General features: G+C 27.9%; 16 protein-coding genes. 2 read left to right on the forward strand and 14 right to left on the reverse strand.

Going from position 1 to position 17,987, the window contains the following annotated elements:
• The 4 genes from BMW96_RS05720 to BMW96_RS05735 form a co-directional block, all read right to left on the reverse strand.
• The coding region (locus BMW96_RS05720) for an AAA family ATPase (protein WP_177165819.1) at nucleotides 1–271 on the reverse strand (271 nt) is incomplete at its 3' end.
• A gap of 418 nt (nucleotides 272–689) precedes the next feature.
• Nucleotides 690–1,220 (reverse strand): flavodoxin domain-containing protein, encoded by a 531-nt coding sequence (locus BMW96_RS05725; protein WP_244881267.1) that lies wholly within the window; start codon nucleotides 1,218–1,220, stop codon nucleotides 690–692.
• A 28-nt stretch (nucleotides 1,221–1,248) separates the two neighbouring features.
• Complete coding sequence (locus BMW96_RS05730; protein ID WP_092353402.1) at nucleotides 1,249–2,220, reverse strand: serine hydrolase domain-containing protein; 972 nt, start codon at nucleotides 2,218–2,220, stop codon at nucleotides 1,249–1,251.
• Nucleotides 2,221–2,632: 412 nt separating this feature from the next.
• Entirely contained in the window at nucleotides 2,633–4,369 is a 1,737-nt protein-coding gene (locus tag BMW96_RS05735; RefSeq protein ID WP_092353404.1) for an ABC transporter ATP-binding protein, read from the reverse strand.
• Between the two features lie 154 nt (nucleotides 4,370–4,523).
• On the opposite strand from BMW96_RS05735, the gene BMW96_RS05740 reads away from it, so the two are divergent.
• On the forward strand, nucleotides 4,524–6,194 hold the full coding sequence (locus BMW96_RS05740) for a Na/Pi cotransporter family protein (RefSeq protein ID WP_092353406.1): 1,671 nt from the start codon (nucleotides 4,524–4,526) through the stop codon (nucleotides 6,192–6,194).
• A gap of 78 nt (nucleotides 6,195–6,272) precedes the next feature.
• Nucleotides 6,273–7,325 (forward strand): DUF2812 domain-containing protein, encoded by a 1,053-nt coding sequence (locus BMW96_RS05745; RefSeq protein ID WP_092353408.1) that lies wholly within the window; start codon nucleotides 6,273–6,275, stop codon nucleotides 7,323–7,325.
• 21 nt (nucleotides 7,326–7,346) lie between these two features.
• Here BMW96_RS05745 and BMW96_RS05750 read toward each other — a convergent pair whose 3' ends face one another.
• From BMW96_RS05750 to BMW96_RS05795, 10 genes are all read right to left on the reverse strand, one after another.
• Nucleotides 7,347–7,598, reverse strand: coding sequence for a metal-sensing transcriptional repressor (locus BMW96_RS05750; protein ID WP_092353411.1), 252 nt, complete (start codon nucleotides 7,596–7,598; stop codon nucleotides 7,347–7,349).
• Nucleotides 7,591–10,029 (reverse strand): heavy metal translocating P-type ATPase, encoded by a 2,439-nt coding sequence (locus tag BMW96_RS05755; protein WP_092353413.1) that lies wholly within the window; start codon nucleotides 10,027–10,029, stop codon nucleotides 7,591–7,593. The genes BMW96_RS05750 and BMW96_RS05755 overlap by 8 nt, the downstream gene beginning before the upstream one ends.
• 103 nt (nucleotides 10,030–10,132) lie before the next feature.
• Complete coding sequence (locus tag BMW96_RS05760) at nucleotides 10,133–10,669, reverse strand: nitroreductase family protein (protein ID WP_092353415.1); 537 nt, start codon at nucleotides 10,667–10,669, stop codon at nucleotides 10,133–10,135.
• A gap of 55 nt (nucleotides 10,670–10,724) precedes the next feature.
• A complete protein-coding gene (gene htpG / locus BMW96_RS05765) occupies nucleotides 10,725–12,614 on the reverse strand; it encodes a molecular chaperone HtpG (protein WP_092353417.1) in 1,890 nt (629 codons plus the stop codon).
• 389 nt (nucleotides 12,615–13,003) lie between these two features.
• Nucleotides 13,004–13,204: a cold-shock protein gene (locus tag BMW96_RS05770; protein WP_092353419.1), complete on the reverse strand. Its 201-nt coding sequence runs from the start codon at nucleotides 13,202–13,204 to the stop codon at nucleotides 13,004–13,006.
• A 509-nt stretch (nucleotides 13,205–13,713) separates the two neighbouring features.
• Nucleotides 13,714–14,547: an HAD family hydrolase gene (locus tag BMW96_RS05775; protein WP_092353421.1), complete on the reverse strand. Its 834-nt coding sequence runs from the start codon at nucleotides 14,545–14,547 to the stop codon at nucleotides 13,714–13,716.
• Between the two features lie 421 nt (nucleotides 14,548–14,968).
• Entirely contained in the window at nucleotides 14,969–15,175 is a 207-nt protein-coding gene (locus BMW96_RS05780; RefSeq protein WP_092353423.1) for a FeoB-associated Cys-rich membrane protein, read from the reverse strand.
• 14 nt (nucleotides 15,176–15,189) lie between these two features.
• Nucleotides 15,190–17,373 (reverse strand): ferrous iron transport protein B, encoded by a 2,184-nt coding sequence (feoB, locus tag BMW96_RS05785; RefSeq protein ID WP_092353425.1) that lies wholly within the window; start codon nucleotides 17,371–17,373, stop codon nucleotides 15,190–15,192.
• Nucleotides 17,374–17,387: 14 nt separating this feature from the next.
• Nucleotides 17,388–17,609: a FeoA family protein gene (locus BMW96_RS05790; RefSeq protein ID WP_092353427.1), complete on the reverse strand. Its 222-nt coding sequence runs from the start codon at nucleotides 17,607–17,609 to the stop codon at nucleotides 17,388–17,390.
• Between the two features lie 13 nt (nucleotides 17,610–17,622).
• Nucleotides 17,623–17,832, reverse strand: coding sequence for a FeoA family protein (locus tag BMW96_RS05795; protein WP_418361233.1), 210 nt, complete (start codon nucleotides 17,830–17,832; stop codon nucleotides 17,623–17,625).
• Nucleotides 17,833–17,987: the final 155 nt, after the last annotated feature.

The following is a 17,987-nucleotide window of genomic DNA, read 5'->3' on the forward strand; positions in this document are numbered from 1 at the left end:
AGATAACAGGATACTGATTTTGATGTTTCATCATTTCTTTGTTTTCAGTAATCTTTAAACCTTCAAATAGATAATCATTATCTTTTTCCTTATTTGAAAAGAAATAATAAAGCATCGACATATTTAATGTCTTTCCAAATCTTCTAGGTCTTGTATAAAGCATAACAGCATTACTAAATACATCAGCTATTAATTGAGTTTTATCCACATAATAATAATCATTATCTATAACAGTCTTAAAATCTTCTATTCCTGTACTGATTTGTTTCATACTCATCATTCCTTTCCATGTTCAATTATTATAACATGAACTACTATGAAAGTCATTGCCATCACATTTACAACAATTAATCTTCATATATATTATCTCTGAAACATTTCCTAACAGCTTTATGCTTTTATGTTCTCTCTTTAAATCTTCCGCTTTAAAATAAATATTTCTTACAATTTTTAATAGAGATTTCTCCGTATCTTCAACACATATACAAATTATAATACTATTATCTATCTTAATAATAACGATAATTGCAATAAGCAAAATGACTAAAAATAATACTTATACCAAAAATCAACTAATAATATTTGTTAATTTTAATATTATAAATACCAGAGTTAATACACTAATAAATTCCATTCTACTATGTCTATTGTCACTTGACATTTTCTCCTTAACCAAAGTGATATTGTGTTTAACTTTGAATTTCCCTAATGATATTTTCTAAACTATAATAATTCACAAAATCAACTTTTTGATTATAAGTATTTATCATTGCTTTAACCTCTGCTGTTTTCTTATGTTCTGGTAAACTTTTTACTTTTTTATAAACTAAACCCATCATTATTTTGTGAACAAAATTTAATTTTGAATAATCAATTCCACCCCTTAAATGATAAATATATGCTCTTTCATATATTTTGCTTGAAAGTTGCCTTTTCATACTATTTTCTATATTATTTACATTTTCTATATCCATAGGATCTGCTAATCCAACTGTTGCAATTATTATTTTCTTGCTCTTATAATTAGATATTTTTTTAAAAGTTTTAGCCATTCCTAAAACTCCTCCAGCATATAAAGCTCCTATATATATAATTGTTTCATATTTATCAATATTTTTTATATTTTCATAACTATATGCTTTAATATTAGTCTTTTTTGATAACTCCTTTGCATATTGTTTTGTTGTTCCATATTGAGAGCCATATATTATTATTTTCATAAGTTTCATCTTACTTTCAAAGTGTAATTTATTTATCTAAATATTTCAGGATAAAATCTACTCTATCAAATATAGTAGGTTTAAAATATCCTGTAATTCCACAAACAAAGTTATTAGAGTTATTGATATAAATTATATTACCACTATTTCCAATTGCTGCATATATTCCTTTTTTAGAATCTATTATCCACCATAATAATCCATAACTCATATTTCTAAATTGTTCATCAGCTGTATGGGTTACTTCCACCATTTCTTTTATCCATTTTTCAGATACAATTTGTCTGCCATTGTATTTTCCATTATTCAAACATAACAATCCTATTTTTGCTAAATCGCTTGCAGACATACACAAACCATAACCAGCAGTTCCTACTCCTTGTGGATCTTCAAACCAAATATGTTCTTTTGGTGCTTTTGACATAGTAAATGCTTTATGTTCTTCTGCTGTTTCTGCTAAATAGTGTTTATGCTTTACTATTCCTAATGGCTCAAATAAATATATATTCGCAAATTCTACTGGTGTCATATTACTTACTTTAGCAATAATCCCCGTCAACACATGAAGACACACAGTATTATATTTAAATTCATTAGTTATTCCTTTTCTACCACCTATAAAATCTAATGAAGCAATTGTCCAATCATCACTTGAACACACTTTAACCCATGGATCATATTTACACTTTAAAGGTGTTTTCATTGTCATTAAATGTTTTATTGTAACATTAAATATTGTTTTTTCTCCTCTTTTAACTTTATAATTTGGAAAATAATCTAATATTTTATCATCAATACTTTTAATTAAATCTTTATCTATACATATTCCAACAAGTAATGAAACGATACTTTTAGTCACTGACATTATATGAACAGCATCATTTTCTTTATAATTATTCCAAACATCAGAATATATATTTTTATTATCCTTATAACAAACTATTTGACAAATATTTGGTTGTTGTTCTATTACAATATTATGAAATTCTTCCTTGTTCATAAAATTACACCTCACTTTCAAATTACTATTTTTCTTTTAGCTCATAATGCTAATCTTGACAATGAATTAAGTGTTCTAAATCAAATCCCATAAACTTTCAAATCGACTTAATCTTAATACATATTATATCATGATATATCCATGTCGTCATTTCCTTTCTGATTTTACAATCATGTAAACATAAACTGTTTCTTAATATCAATTTATGAAAGCTCCCCCTCTTTCCATAAATATCTAATAAAACAAGTTAGTAATTCTCCTTTATACAAAATCGACTTCAATAATCCGTCAACACATTATATTATTTTTGCAAAGATATACAAATTATTCGATTAAATTGTTTTCAAATCCAAAAATACGCTAAATAAAAAACAATGAAAATATAAATACTCTTCATTGTTTTTAAATATTCTTAAGTTAAATTTTTACCTAAATTATAAAAACCTGCATATTGACCATTCTTTTTAAGTAATTCTTCATGAGTTCCTTCTTCAACAATCCCCTCATTCGATAAAACACAGATTCTTTTAGCATTTTTTATTGTTGAAAGGCGATGAGCAATTACTAATGTTGTTCGATTCTTTGCTAATGACTCTAGTGATTCTTGAACAATATGTTCACTTTCATTATCTAATGCGCTAGTCGCTTCATCGAAAATCAAAATAGGAGGATTTTTCAAAAATACTCGTGCAATACTTAATCGTTGTTTTTGACCTCCAGATAGTTTAACTCCACGCTGTCCACAATCTGTATTATAACCTTCTGGCAACTCCATTATAAACTCATGGGCATTAGCTTTTTTTGCCGCCTCAATAACTTCTTCATCACTAGCATCAAAACGTCCATAACGTATATTGTCTAAAATAGTACCTGCAAATAAATATACATCTTGTTGAACAATTCCAATATTTTGGCGTAATGAATTTAATTTAATATCTTTAATATTTTGGTTATCAATTAATATTTCCCCCTCAGTTACCTCATAAAATCTTGGTAACAATGAACAAATCGTTGTTTTACCAGCACCAGATGAGCCAACTAAAGCAATATATTCACCAGGTTCAATATTCAAATTGATATCTTTTAAAACATAATCACTTTTAGAATTATATTTAAAACCAACATTATGATATTTAATAGCACCTTCAACATTAACTAAATCATGAGCTTCTTTTTTATCTTTAATATCAGGTTCAATTTCAAGAACTTCCATAAATCGTTCAAAACCAGTAATTCCTTCTTGAAACTGTTCTGTAAAATTAATGAATTTTTTAACAGGATCAATCAGATTATTAATATAAAGTAAAAATGCAACTAAATCAGCTGTATTAATGATATCTTTAGATATAAAAACTGAACCAAAAATAGCTGCAGCTACTGTAATCAAACTTGTAAAGGCTCCTAATCCTGAATGAAATTTCCCCATATAATAATAGCTGTTTCTTTTACTATTTACATATTTTGTATTTTCATCATGGAATCTATCAACCTCATAATCTTCATTACCAAAACTTTTCACCACTCTAATTCCAGATAAGTTATCTTCAATTCGAGCATTTATATCTCCAACCCTTTGCCTATTTCTCTTAAATGCTCTTTTCATTTTACGATTATAATAATAAATGAATGCACCCATGACTGGTATAAAAGCAAATACAATTAAAGTTAATTGAAGATTAATAGTAGCTAGAATAATAAAAGCCCCAAAAAACTTTATAAGTGAAATAACAATATCCTCAGGTCCATGATGATACAATTCTGTCAAAGAAAACAAATCATTTGTAAGTCTTGACATCAGTTGTCCTGTCTTTTGTTCATCATAAAAACTAAAGGAAAGCTTTTGATAATGCTGGAAAAGTTCATTTCTAAGATCCCGTTCCATATAAACACCCATGACATGCCCTTGATAAGCGACAAAATAATTGCATAAATACTCTATAATTACTAGAACAATCATGAATATTCCTAATTTATAAATAATACTAATATCAAAATTTTTATCAATTAATACTGTTCCTGTAAGATATCGAATAATCATTGGAAAAACTAAAGTTATTGTAGCAGCTATTACTGCACAAAATAAATCTGCAATAAATAACCTTAAATATGGCCGATAGTATGATAAAAATTTCTTTGCTCTACTACTCATATAATACTCCTTTCTCAGCTACAATATCATATCATAAATTATTAAATAATTTAAGTAAAAAGTACTTTTGTTAAGATTGTGTTAATTTATTTTACAAATAATTTACAATTCCTTAACATTTCTATATTATTGGTATGTATAGGAGTGTGATCATATGACATTAGCGGACATAGACTGGCCAATGATACTCGCTGGTTTGGGATTATTCTTATTTGGAATTGAATATATGGGTGATGGTTTAAAAAACTATTCAGGTGATAAATTAAAAAATATCATTGATAAATATACTTCCAGCCCCTTTAAAGGGATTCTAATTGGAGCATTTGTAACTTGTTTGATTCAATCAAGTTCTGGAACAACTGCTCTAGCAATTGGATTGATTCGCTCTGGATTAATGACACTTGAACAGTCAATTGGTATAATTATGGGTGCCAATATTGGAACAGTTATTACATCCGTATTTGTAGGTCTGAAAATATCTCAATATGCAGTATATTTCATTATCCTTGGAGCAGTATTTTTAATGTTCTCTAAAAATAAAAAAGCAAAATATATGGGACAGATAATTTTTGGTTTTGGATGCTTGTTTTATGGTTTGGAATTAATGGGTGATAATTTAGCCAATATTTCTAAAGTACCAGAATTTACACAAGTTGCTAATTATCTATCACAAAATCCATGGCTTGGATTATTAGGTGGTACACTATTAACTACAGCAGTCCAATCATCAGCAGCTGTAATTGCAATTGCTCAACAAATGTATGGAGCTGGAGCAATCGGCTTATCTATTGCTTTACCATTTTTATTTGGTAGCAATATCGGAACTACTATTACTGCAGTATTAGCTTCGTTTGGAGGAACAGTCCCTGCTAAACGGGCTGCTTTCTTCCATGTTTTATTCAATGTAGTGGGATCGTTATTATTTATGCTGGTCTTATCACCATTTACAATTGTAATTCAATGGTTAGCTAAAACAATGAATATTTTACCAGAATTACAATTATCTGTAGCGCATGGTATCTTTAATATTATTACAACAGCATTTTTCTTCCCATTAATACCATTGATTGTTAAATTAATTAAAAAAATCTTACCTAGCAGTAAAAAAGAAATTAATATGGACTTAAGTGAGCTTGATCAAAATGTAGTTCTATTATTTCCAAGTCATGCATTAGCAGTAGCTAAAAATAAAATTATTGAAATGGGACATATCACAATTGAAGCAGTCGAAGGAATTCGAGCTTATTTTAACAATAAAAACAGTGTTGCTAAAGACAGTGTCTATGAACTAGAAAATGCAATAAATACCCTAGATACTAAAATAACAGATTATCTTGTCTTAATTTCTCACGAAACACTAAATGACCATGATTCAAATGATTATTTAGCCAACATGAAAACAATTAAAGATCTAGAGCGAATTGGAGATTTATGCATTAATATTGTAAAATATTATGAAGCTATTTATGACGAAAAAGAAGATTTTTCAGATGAAGCAAGAAAAGATTTAGAAACAATGATGAATATGGTAATTGATATGTTGCATCATGCAGTTAAAGCTTTTGATGGCCATCTTATTGATGATATTAATTATGTTGATGAAAAAGAGGCTGACCTTGATTACTTTAATAAAAAAGCTAAACAACGTCATATTAAACGTGTTAGTCATAAAATTGAAAAATCTACTTTGGTTAATTCTACATACGTAGATATTCTAGCAAATCTAGAAAGAATGGGTGATCATTGCCAAAACATCGCTGAAGCTTATATTCTTGAAGAATCAGCTTATAATAATGAAGAACCAGAATCTGCTTTTTCTAAGTAAAACCATGTTTTCATGGTTTTACTTTATTATTATCAGAAAAAATGATAATCTATACTATATAAGAAAAAGGAGTTAATTATGAAATTTAAATTAACAAATTATGATACCAGTGATTATAAACTACTAGAATATAAACTTAATAATTTATCCAAACTAGGTTACAACTGTAATAGCGCTGATATGTTCACTATTTTCAAATATGACAATAAACGCTTTTATTATAAAACCGATATTTTTGTTCCTGATAAAAAAAGTAAATTAAGTAATCGTGAACAACGTGATAACTGGTTAATGAATTACATTGATCATGGTTATGAATTTATTGGTAAATCAAAAAAGATCTATATTTTTAAAGCAGAAAAAAATATAAAAGTTAAAGAAACAGATAATTCTCTATTACTTAAATATTTTAAAACAAATAAAACATTAACTAATATTTTACTTGTTTTTACTGCCTTATTCTTATCTTTTATCTTAATACCTAATGTTTTTGTTAATAATAGTCCTAATGAATTTATCACTAATGGTTCAATATTGCTTCATTATGCACCACTAGTATTTTGTCTATCTTTAATTGTTAGATTCATTAATAATTATATGCAAACAGAAAAAATCAAAAATACTTTAACAAAACAAACACGTCCTAAAATCAACAATACCCAAGAATATTCTTTTATTTTATCTAACTGGTTATTTATTATATGTATTTTAATTCTTATCAGTGGTTTTTGTTTAGATACTATAGAAAGAAAGACTGTTCCAATTAATGATAATATCCTATCATTAAATGATTTAGGATATACCAGCGATCGTAGTGAAACATATACTAAAAGTTCTAGTTTATTAATCAATGAATTTTATAGTTATTTTGAAAATAATGATGATGAAGCTCTAAAAATCAATTATTATCGTTTTGACTCTAATAAAAAAGCTAATAAAAATTTAGATAATTATTTAAAAACTAATAATTATAAAAAGAAAAAGCAAATAGCTAATGGCTATTTACTTTCAAATGATTCTAATTATGATAGTATTATTTTTGTAAAAAATGAGCAATTAATTATTGTTCAAACAACTTTAAATTTATTAAAAGATGATATCTATCAAAAAATACTTAATTTCAACTACTAACCTCTGTTAAAAAACAGAGGTTTATAATTTAGATAATAATTTAATAACTTCATCAATTTTTTGATCTGCATCATGTTCATTAACTGCATTTTTTACACAATTATTTAAATGATTAGACAAAACTTCATTATTAGCATTCTTTATTAATGATTGAATAGCTAACAATTGATTTGAAATATCAATACAATATCGTCCATCTTCAATCATTTTGATAACAGCATCTATTTGCCCACGAGCAGTTTTTAAACGTAACAAAACTTTTTCATTAGACATTTTCAATTCCCACTACTTTATATCCAGCTTTTTCAATTACACCTTGTAAAACACTATCATCTAATTCTGTTTCTACAATTGCTTTTTTAGCTTCTAAATTAACTGTAGCATTAGTATTAGCTAAACTATTTAAAGCTTCCTCTACATGTTTTTTGCACATTGCACACATCATTCCATCAATCATAATTTCTTTTTTCACTTTCTTATTCTCCTTTTTATAATATGGTTTAAATCTTTTTAATCTTAAAGCATTACTCACTACACAAACAGATGACAATGACATACATAATGAACCAATCATTGCATCTAATCGTAATCCAAATAAATTATAAAAAACACCTGCTGCAATTGGAATACCAATAATATTATAAATAAATGCCCAGAAAAGATTTTCTTTAATATTTAAAATAGTCTTTTTTGACAATTCAATTGAAGAAACAATATCACGCATATCATCCTTCATTAAAATAACATCAGCAGCATCAATCGCAATATCATTTCCTTTACCAATTGCAACACCAACATCACTACGCACTAAGGCTGGTGCATCATTAATACCATCACCGACCATCATAACATTATTACCCTGTTCTTGTAATCTCTTAATTACACTTTCTTTATCCTGTGGCAAAACTTCTGCAATAACCTCATCCAACTCCAACTGTTGATTAATCGCTTTAGCAGCAGCTTTTAAATCACCAGTTAACATTACCGTTTTGATCTTCATCTCTTTTAAACGCTGTATTGCCTGTTTGCTCGTTAACTTAATATCATCAAAAATACTTACTAAACCTACTAACTTATTTTGCTTTGCTAAAAACACTAATGTTTTTCCCTTAGCTACATAATCATTAATTTGATCTTGATAATCACTAAAATCTATTTTATTTTCTTTAATCATTCTAAGATTACCAACTAAATAATCTTGATCTAAAACATTTCCTTTAATCCCTAAACCACTTAATGATTCAAAATCAGTTATTTCAACTAACTCCACATCTAATTCTTTTGCCTTTTGAATAAAAGCATCAGCTAAAACATGACTTGAGCCTTTTTCTAATGAAGCAATGATTCTAATTACTTCCTCATTACTCAAGCTATCACTATAAACATCACTAACTCTAGCCTTACCTTGAGTAAGTGTTCCTGTCTTATCAAATACAACAACATCAATATTATTCTCATTTTCTAAAACACTAGCACTTTTTATTAAAATTCCATTAGTTGCACCTACCCCTGTTGAAACCATAATTGCCACTGGCGTTGCTAATCCTAAAGCACATGGACAAGAAATAACTAATACTGCAATAGCACTAGTAATAGCAAAATTAAGTCCATTTCCTACCAACATCCAATAACCAAATGTTAATAATGCAATAATTATTACAGTTGGCACAAAATATTTAACAACCTTATCAATCGCTCTAGTCATTGGAGCTTTTGAACTTGAAGCTTCCTCAACTAACTCAATAATTTTAGCTAGTGTACTATCTTCAACTGTTTTTGTAACTTGATAAATAAAACTTCCTTGCAAATTATTAGTTCCACCAATAACTAAACTATCAACCCCTTTTTCAATAGGTAAGCTTTCACCAGTAATCATCGACTCATCAACTGAACTAAACCCTTGAATTATTTTTCCATCAACTGGAATAGTTTCATTAGCTTTTACTAGTACTTTATCATTAATCATAAGCTGTGAAATCTTAACAATTTCCTCTTTACCATCATTAATTCGACAAGCTACATCAGGCGCCAATTCTAATAATTTACTTATTGCATCAGTTGTTTTTTTCTTTGAACGAGCTTCAAGATACTTACCAAAACTAATCAATGTGATAATCATTCCTGCTGATTCAAAGTAAACATTATGAACAAGATGCATTTCCATCATCGTACCCGTTAAAGTTAAAACAACTGAATAAACGCTATATACTATTGCTGCTCCTGCCCCTAAAGCAATTAATGAATCCATTGTTGGATCAAAATGAATCAAATTCTTAAATCCATTAATAAAATATTCTTTTTTCAAAATCAAAATTGGAATCAAAAAAATAACCTGAAAGATAATATTTGTATAGCTATTGTCTTTGATAAATGATGGTATTGGATAATTAAACATTGCTGACATTGACACATACATCAATAATCCTAAAGCAATAAAACAATAAATCAAACGTTTTTTCAATCCCACTAATTCATCACTATCAATTAAACCTTCTTCAAATAAACTTGCTTGATAACCACCATCTTTAACTGCCTTAATAATTAATGTATCATTAGTTTGATGTTCATCAAATTCAACATTCATCGAATTCGTCAACAAATTAACCTCAACATTACTAACTCCTGGCAACTTACAAACACTGTTATATACATGGCTTTCACATGCAGAACAAGTCATTCCTTTAACACTATATTTTTGTTTCATACTGCCTCCTCACACCCCTCCCACGGGGGTACGATTAAATTATATATCTTATCTTATCTAAAATCAATTAATATGCAAAAAAAGTTACTATATAAAATAGCAACTAATAAAACTTACATATTTCATCTATATTTTTACGTTTAGGTCTTTCAGGTTCAATATCGCTAATTCCTAAAGCAATTACTGATACAATTATCTCTGAAGCAGGAATGTTTAATAAAGTTCTTATTTTTTTCTCATCACGAATTCCCATTATCAAACTTCCAATTCCTAATTCAGTTGCTTTTAAAATCAAATTTTGATTATGAATTCCTAAATCATAACATCCCCAACCATTACCTAACTCGTTACTAGCAGTACCATCACGTTCAAATCCAGAACGATTTTTTATAAAAGTAGAAACAATTAAAACTGGTGCATCCTTACAATTTTCTTGATTAAATTCTGGTAAACATGTTTTTTTAAATTCTATTAATAATTCCTTTGAAGTAATGATGTGATATCGAGCTGTCTGACTATTTTTCCATGACTCTGCTTCTACTGCAGCTTTAATAATCATTTTTACTTTTTCTATTTCTATAAGTTGATTTTTATATTTACGAATACTCCTTCGTGTATTTATTATAGTATCTAACTCCATATTTTTACCTCCAATAAAGTTATTATATCATAAAATCGGGCTGATAGCCCGATTCTTATTTATTTAATTCAATCATTAAATCACAAATCTTATTTGAAAAATCAACTGGATTATCAATTGAGAAACCTTCAATCAATAATGCTTGATCATATAGAATACTAGCATAATCTGATACTTTATCTTGATTATTTTCATAAACCTTTTTCATTGCATTAAAAATATCATGATTAGGATTAATTTCTAAAATTCTTCCTGCTTTAACACCTTGAGCATCAGGCATTTGATTTAAAACCTTTTCCATTTCAAAAGAGACACCATCACTAGATACTAAGCACACAGGATGAGATTTCAAACGTGAAGATACTTTAACATCAACAACTTTATCACCTAATGAATCTTTAATTGCAGTTAATAAATCTTTGTTTTCTTCATTAGTTTTTTCTAATTCTTTTTTCTCTTCTTCACTTTCAATATCCAAATCACCTTGTGCTACTGATTTAAATGGCTTTTCTTTATAATCACGCATCATTTGGAAACAGAATTCATCTACATTATCAGTTAAATATAAAACATCATATCCTTTATCTTTAACTAATTCAACTTGTGGTAAAGTAGCAATCTTTTCTCTAGTTTCACCACTTGCAAAATAAATTTCTTTTTGTCCTTCAGGCATATTTTCAACATAATTAGCTAGTGTGATAAGCTTTTCTTCTTTACTAGAATAATATAATAATAAATCTTGAAGTTTTTCTTTTAACATTCCATAACTATTATAAATTCCAAATTTTAATTGCAAACCAAAACTATTAAAGAATTCTTCATATTTTTCACGATCTTTTTTTAGCATTGTTTCTAATTCTGATTGAATTTTCTTTTCAATCTTATCAGCAATAACCTTTAATTGACGATCATGTTGTAACATTTCTCTTGAAATATTTAATGATAAATCTTCAGAATCAACTAGTCCTTTAACAAATCTAAAATGTTCAGGTACTAATTCACTTGCTTTATCCATAATAAAGACACCACGTGAATATAATTGTAATCCTTTTTCATATTCATTTGAATAATAATTCATTGGTGGTTTAGATGGGATAAATAATAACGAATCATAAGATACATTACCTTCAACACGAGTATGAATTACTTTTAAAGGCTCATTAAAATCATTAAATTTATCTTTATAAAAATCATTATATTCTTCTTCAGTAATATCTTTTTTATTTCTTTTCCATAAAGGAACCATTGAATTCAAAGTTTGATTTTCAACTACATCTTCATATTCATCACTATCTTCTTTTTTCTTAGAAACTGTCATATCCATTTTAATTGGATAATGAACATAATCAGAATACTTCTTTACCAAATCACGAATATGATATTGATTTAAATATTCATCATAATTCTCATCTTCAGTATTATCTTTTAAATATAATTTAATTGTTGTACCATGATTATTAACATTAGTTTCAAAAATCTCATAACCATCACTAACTTCAGATACCCAAGTATAACCTTGATCACTATCATATTTTTTAGAAATAACTTCTACTTTTTTCGCTACCATAAATGCAGCATAGAACCCAACTCCAAATTGACCAATAATATCAATATCATCATGTTCATTTTCATTTTTAAACTCAAATGATCCACTGTTAGCAATTGTACCTAAATGAGTTTCTAATTCATCTTTATCCATTCCAATTCCATGATCTTTGATCATTAAAACACGATTATCTTTATCAACAGTAATTTCAATATTCAAATCAGCTCGATTAATAGATGAAATGTTTTCAGTAAGTGCTTTATAATATAATTTGTCACTTGCATCGCTTGCATTTGAAATCAATTCTCGTAAAAATATTTCTTTATGTGTATAAATAGAATTAATCATTAAATCTAATAATCTTTTTGATTCTGCTTTAAATTGTTTTTTTTCAGCCATAGTTACATCTCCATTCTTATATTAGCACTCATCTTTCTTATGTGCTAAAGATATTTTAATACAACCTCTTAGCACTGTCAATATAAAAGTGCTAAAACATTCAATATATCTCTCTATTTTAAAAGATAAAGACTTAATGATAAAATTTCACTTTTTAATATCTTAAAACCAATTTTATATAGATAAATTTAATATACTAAAGTAAACATATTGGCTCAAACAATAACAAAAATAGTATAAAAATAATAAATTATAAATCTTTTTCCACATTATTAATACTTTCTATGCAAATATTCCATCATTTAGTTAGTCACTAATTTTTTCGATATAAAAAAACAATGGCAGTAATATACTGCATCATTGCCTTCTTATTTTTAAATTATTAACAATTATAAAGTTACAACGTTACTAGCTTGTTCACCACGATCAGATTCAACGATATCAAAACTAACCTTAGCACCTTCTTCTAAAGATTTAAAACCATTTCCTTGAATAGCTGAAAAATGAACAAATAAATCTCCACCATTATCTTTTGTAATAAAACCAAAACCTTTTTCACTATTAAACCATTTTACTGTACCTGTATTCATTCAGACGTACCTCCTCTTAAAATTATAAAAAGCATTACTTATATAAAAAACAGATGATAAGTTGCTTATAAATACAACTTTACCATCTGTAAGTTAAATATCCATTGCTCATTACATATGCATAGTAACAAAAAATATAACATATGTCAAGCACTTCAATCAAATTAATAGGGCAACCTCATAAAATAGATTAGTATTGGAATAGTACTACATCAAATATAACCATATAAACTCAAGAGAAGATCGTTTGAATATGTAATTTTTTGCTAGATACTTCCATCATTATGATATGTACCAAACTAATCAATGGTAATAGACCAACTCTTGATCAATGAAAAGTTCACTGAAAGAGTTAATAACCTACCTACACAGTTTTCTTGATAAACCCTTTATCTTAATGAAAATAGTTCTTTTTGTATACCTTTAGTTAATTTATTAAAAACATAATAAGATTTTTCATTAATTATTACTCCTGCTATAATTTTAACTATTTTTATGCCGACACCCTATCAAATTAATCCTAAATTTATAAATTCATGATATACTCCATCTTCATCAACACTTTTACAAACACTAGATGCTATTTGTTTAAGTTGAGCACTGCCATTTTCCATAACTACACCATAATTAACAAAATCAATCATCTCATAATCATTCATACTATCACCAAAAGCAATAGTATTTTCTTTGTCAATATTTAAATAATCAATTGCATATTGTATGCCAGTAGCCTTATTATTTGTTTTTGAAATCAACTCACCATTTATTGTAGTAACATCAAACATATCATGAATTATTACATTAACATCTTGTTCCAACATTCTAACAGCTTGATTCAAAACCTCTTGATCTAAAGAAATAAAACAAATTTTATGAATCTTTTGATTAGTATAACAGCTCATATCTTTAATATTAAATTTATCATGCTGTTGCGCTCTTAAACGCTCTAACTCAAAATTACCTTTATCAAAATTGACTCCCCCAACAAACAGTTGAACCATTTCATCACTCATAAAAGTCATATCTGTACATTCATAATTATAAAAAATATTATTTGTATTAAAAATATTTGTAATTTTATCCACTAATGATTTATCAAAATAAGTACTATGTATCACTTTGTTATTGATTTCAACATAGCTACCTGCACTTGCAACTATTCCATCAAATTCTACTGATTCTAATTCTTTTTTTATTCCAGCTTTATTTCGACCTGTACATATAAATACTTTATGCCCATTCAAACGAGCTTTTGTGATAGCTTCTTTTACTTTATCACTCATTTCCATATGACCAGCAACTAAAGTTCCATCAACATCTAAAAAAATTGCTTTTTTATTCATAATTCCTCCTAAAATAATAATCAATTTTATTATACAATTTTTCTGATTATTTACAAATAAAATAGAGACTAAGAACTAAAATTTCTCGTTCCTTTTACAGCACTATATATACCAAAGTGTACTAATTAGACTAAGCAATATATCAATAGCTCTTTTTTCTCTATGAAACATAACACTTTTATTCCATATACTCACTATCTTTACATTAGTTACTTACTCATGCTATCGGACTTTAACCTATTGTACAGTCTCATCAATTAAATATATATATAATAATTCTTGTTCCTTGATTCAAGACTTTACCACAAACTTTTCCAGTTGATACCATGTCTAGAACTAATAACTAACAGTATAAAATCTTTCAATAAATTTTCACCACTTAGTATTAAACCAAGTATATCATATATAAAAAAGAAGTGCCTTAACACTTCCCAACATGATCTTGATGGTAACTATCAACAAGGTTATTTTTACTATTACATAAACTGCCACAACTTCCACAATTACCGCCACAACCTGATTTACCTTTAGCCTTATCTTTTCTAATTGTACGTATTGCTAAAACAACAGTAACTATAATAATCAAACTAACTAGAATCGTAGATAAATTTTCCATTAACCATCCCATCATAAATATCCTTTCTATTTTGAAGTAACTACATTATCAAAACCAACATCATGTTTCTTACTTTCTTTATAGGGTCTAACTATTAAATATATAAATCCAATTATAACAATAATTGCAATTATGGTTGCAATCGTAAATGTTTTAGTAATAACTGCGTTTCCAATTTGATAAATACAAAAGGCTATTAAATAAGCAAATACAGTTTGATATATAATTGCAAACGCAGTCCATTTACCATTGTTCATCTCTCTTTTAATCGCTCCTATCGCTGCAAAACATGGTGCACATAATAAGTTAAAAATCAGGAATGAGAATGCTGCTATTTGAGTATAACTTAATGCTAAAGTCCCCCAGATCTCAACCCCATCTTCAGCCACCTCTGTAAAACCATAAAGAATTCCAAATGTACCAACAACATTTTCTTTTGCTACTAAACCAGTTATAGCTGCTACAGCTGCTTTCCAATCACCCCAACCAAGAGGTGTAAACAACCAAGCTATTGCATTTCCTACTGATGCTAAAATACTTTGATCTAACTGTGTATCTTCAAGCATCATGAATTTGCCATCAACAAATCCAAAATATGAAGTAAACCAAACCAAAATTGTAGAAATCATAATAATTGTACCAGCTTTTTTAATAAACGACCATCCTCTTTCCCACATACTTCTTAAAACATTTAAAAGAGTAGGCATATGATAAGCAGGTAGTTCCATTACAAACGGCGCTGGTTCTCCAGCAAAAAGTTTAGTTTTCTTTAAAATAATTCCTGAAATAACAATTGCTCCTATTCCAATAAAATATGCAACTGGAGCTACCCAAGAAGCCCCATTAAATAAAGCACCTGCAATCAAAGCAATAATCGGAAGCTTAGCACCACAAGGAATAAAAGTAGTAGTCATAATAGTCATTTTACGATCACGATCATTTTCAATCGTACGTGAAGCCATTATTCCTGGAACCCCACACCCAGTACCAATTAACATTGGAATAAATGATTTACCTGAAAGTCCAAATTTTCTAAAAATACGATCCATAATAAAAGCAACACGAGCCATATAACCGCAAGATTCAAGAATTGCTAAAAAGAAAAATAATACTAACATTTGTGGTACAAAACCAAGTACAGCACCTACACCAGCCACAATTCCATCTAAAACCAATCCATTTAACCATTCAGCTGTCCCTAATGATATCAACAAACCCTCAATCAAACTTGGAATTGAGGGAATTGCAATACCAAATAAACTCCATCCATCTCCAAAAACTCCATCATTTGCCCAATCAGTTGCCCATGTTCCCACTGTACTAACTGAAATATAATAAACAGTATACATGATTATTGCAAATATTGGTAATGCTAACCAGCGATTAGTAATAATTCGATCAATTTTATCAGAAATTGATAACTGCTCCCTGCTATTTCTTTTATAACAATCATCAATAATTGAAGTAATAAATTGATATCTTTCATTCGTGATAATACTCTCGGCATCATCATCAAATTTCTCTTCAATTTTGGTAACAATTGATTCAACATCAGGAATTTTACCAATCAATTCTGAAATTTTATCATCTCGTTCAAACAACTTAATTGCATAAAATCGTTTTTGTTCTTCTGTAATGTTATTAGGAAGCATTCCTTTAATCTTATCTAATTCTTTTTCAATTATTTGATCAAACCTATGAACTGGTAGATTAATTCTTTTTGAATTAGCCATAGCTACCGCTAATTCAACTGCACTTTGAATACCTGTACCTTTTAAAGCAGAAATTTCAACTATCTCACAACCTAATTCTATTGATAATTTTTTTATATTAATTTTATCACCATTTTTAGCAACAATATCCATCATATTAATTGCCATAATGACAGGGATTCCTAATTCTATGATCTGTGTCGTTAAATAAAGATTTCTTTCTAAATTAGTGCCATCAACAATATTAATAATTGCATCTGGTCGTTTTTGAATCAAATAATTACGAGCAACAACTTCTTCTAAAGTGTAAGGTGACAAAGAATAAATACCAGGTAAATCCATTATTTTAATATCCTTATGTCCTTTTAATTTACCTTCTTTTTTTTCAACTGTTACTCCTGGCCAGTTTCCAACAAACTGATTAGAACCAGTTAATGCATTAAATAATGTTGTCTTCCCACTATTGGGATTACCTGCTAAAGCGATTGTAATTGACATCTCTCCATTCCCTCCTATAACACTTCTATCATAGCAGCATCTGCTTTACGTAATGATAATTCATAACCACGTACTTTAACTTCAATTGGATCTCCTAATGGTGCAACTTTACGTACAAATACTTCTGTACCTTTAGTAATTCCCATATCCATAATTCTTCTTTTAACCGCTCCTGTCCCATGTAATTTTATCACTTTGGCACTAGTCGTTACTTTTACATCTTGTAATGTTTTCATTCATCATTCTCCCTTAAATTGTAATTTTATTTGCCATTTCTTGGCTAATAGCTACTCTTGAATCCTTAATCTTAGTAATTAAATTACCCTGGTTCTTACTTACAATTGTCACTATTGCACCTGTAGTAAAACCAAGTGATTCTAAAAATAATTTTACCTCCTGCTTTCCACCAACTTTTTTAATCGTTTGCATTTCACCAACACTTGCCATTGTTAAAGGCATCATAATCACCTCTCAGTATATTGTTAGTTTATTCGAACTATTCAAATGTTATACCAGTATAACACAGTTGTCAATACTTTCGTGTTAAAAAGTTAGAACATTTTAACTTTTTCAATAAAATAAGTATAAAGCATAGTCTCAAGAAAATAATTACA

Origin of the sequence: Thomasclavelia cocleata (assembly GCF_900102365.1) — a bacterium.
Classification (GTDB): Bacteria; Bacillota_I; Bacilli_A; order Erysipelotrichales; family Coprobacillaceae; genus Thomasclavelia; species Thomasclavelia cocleata.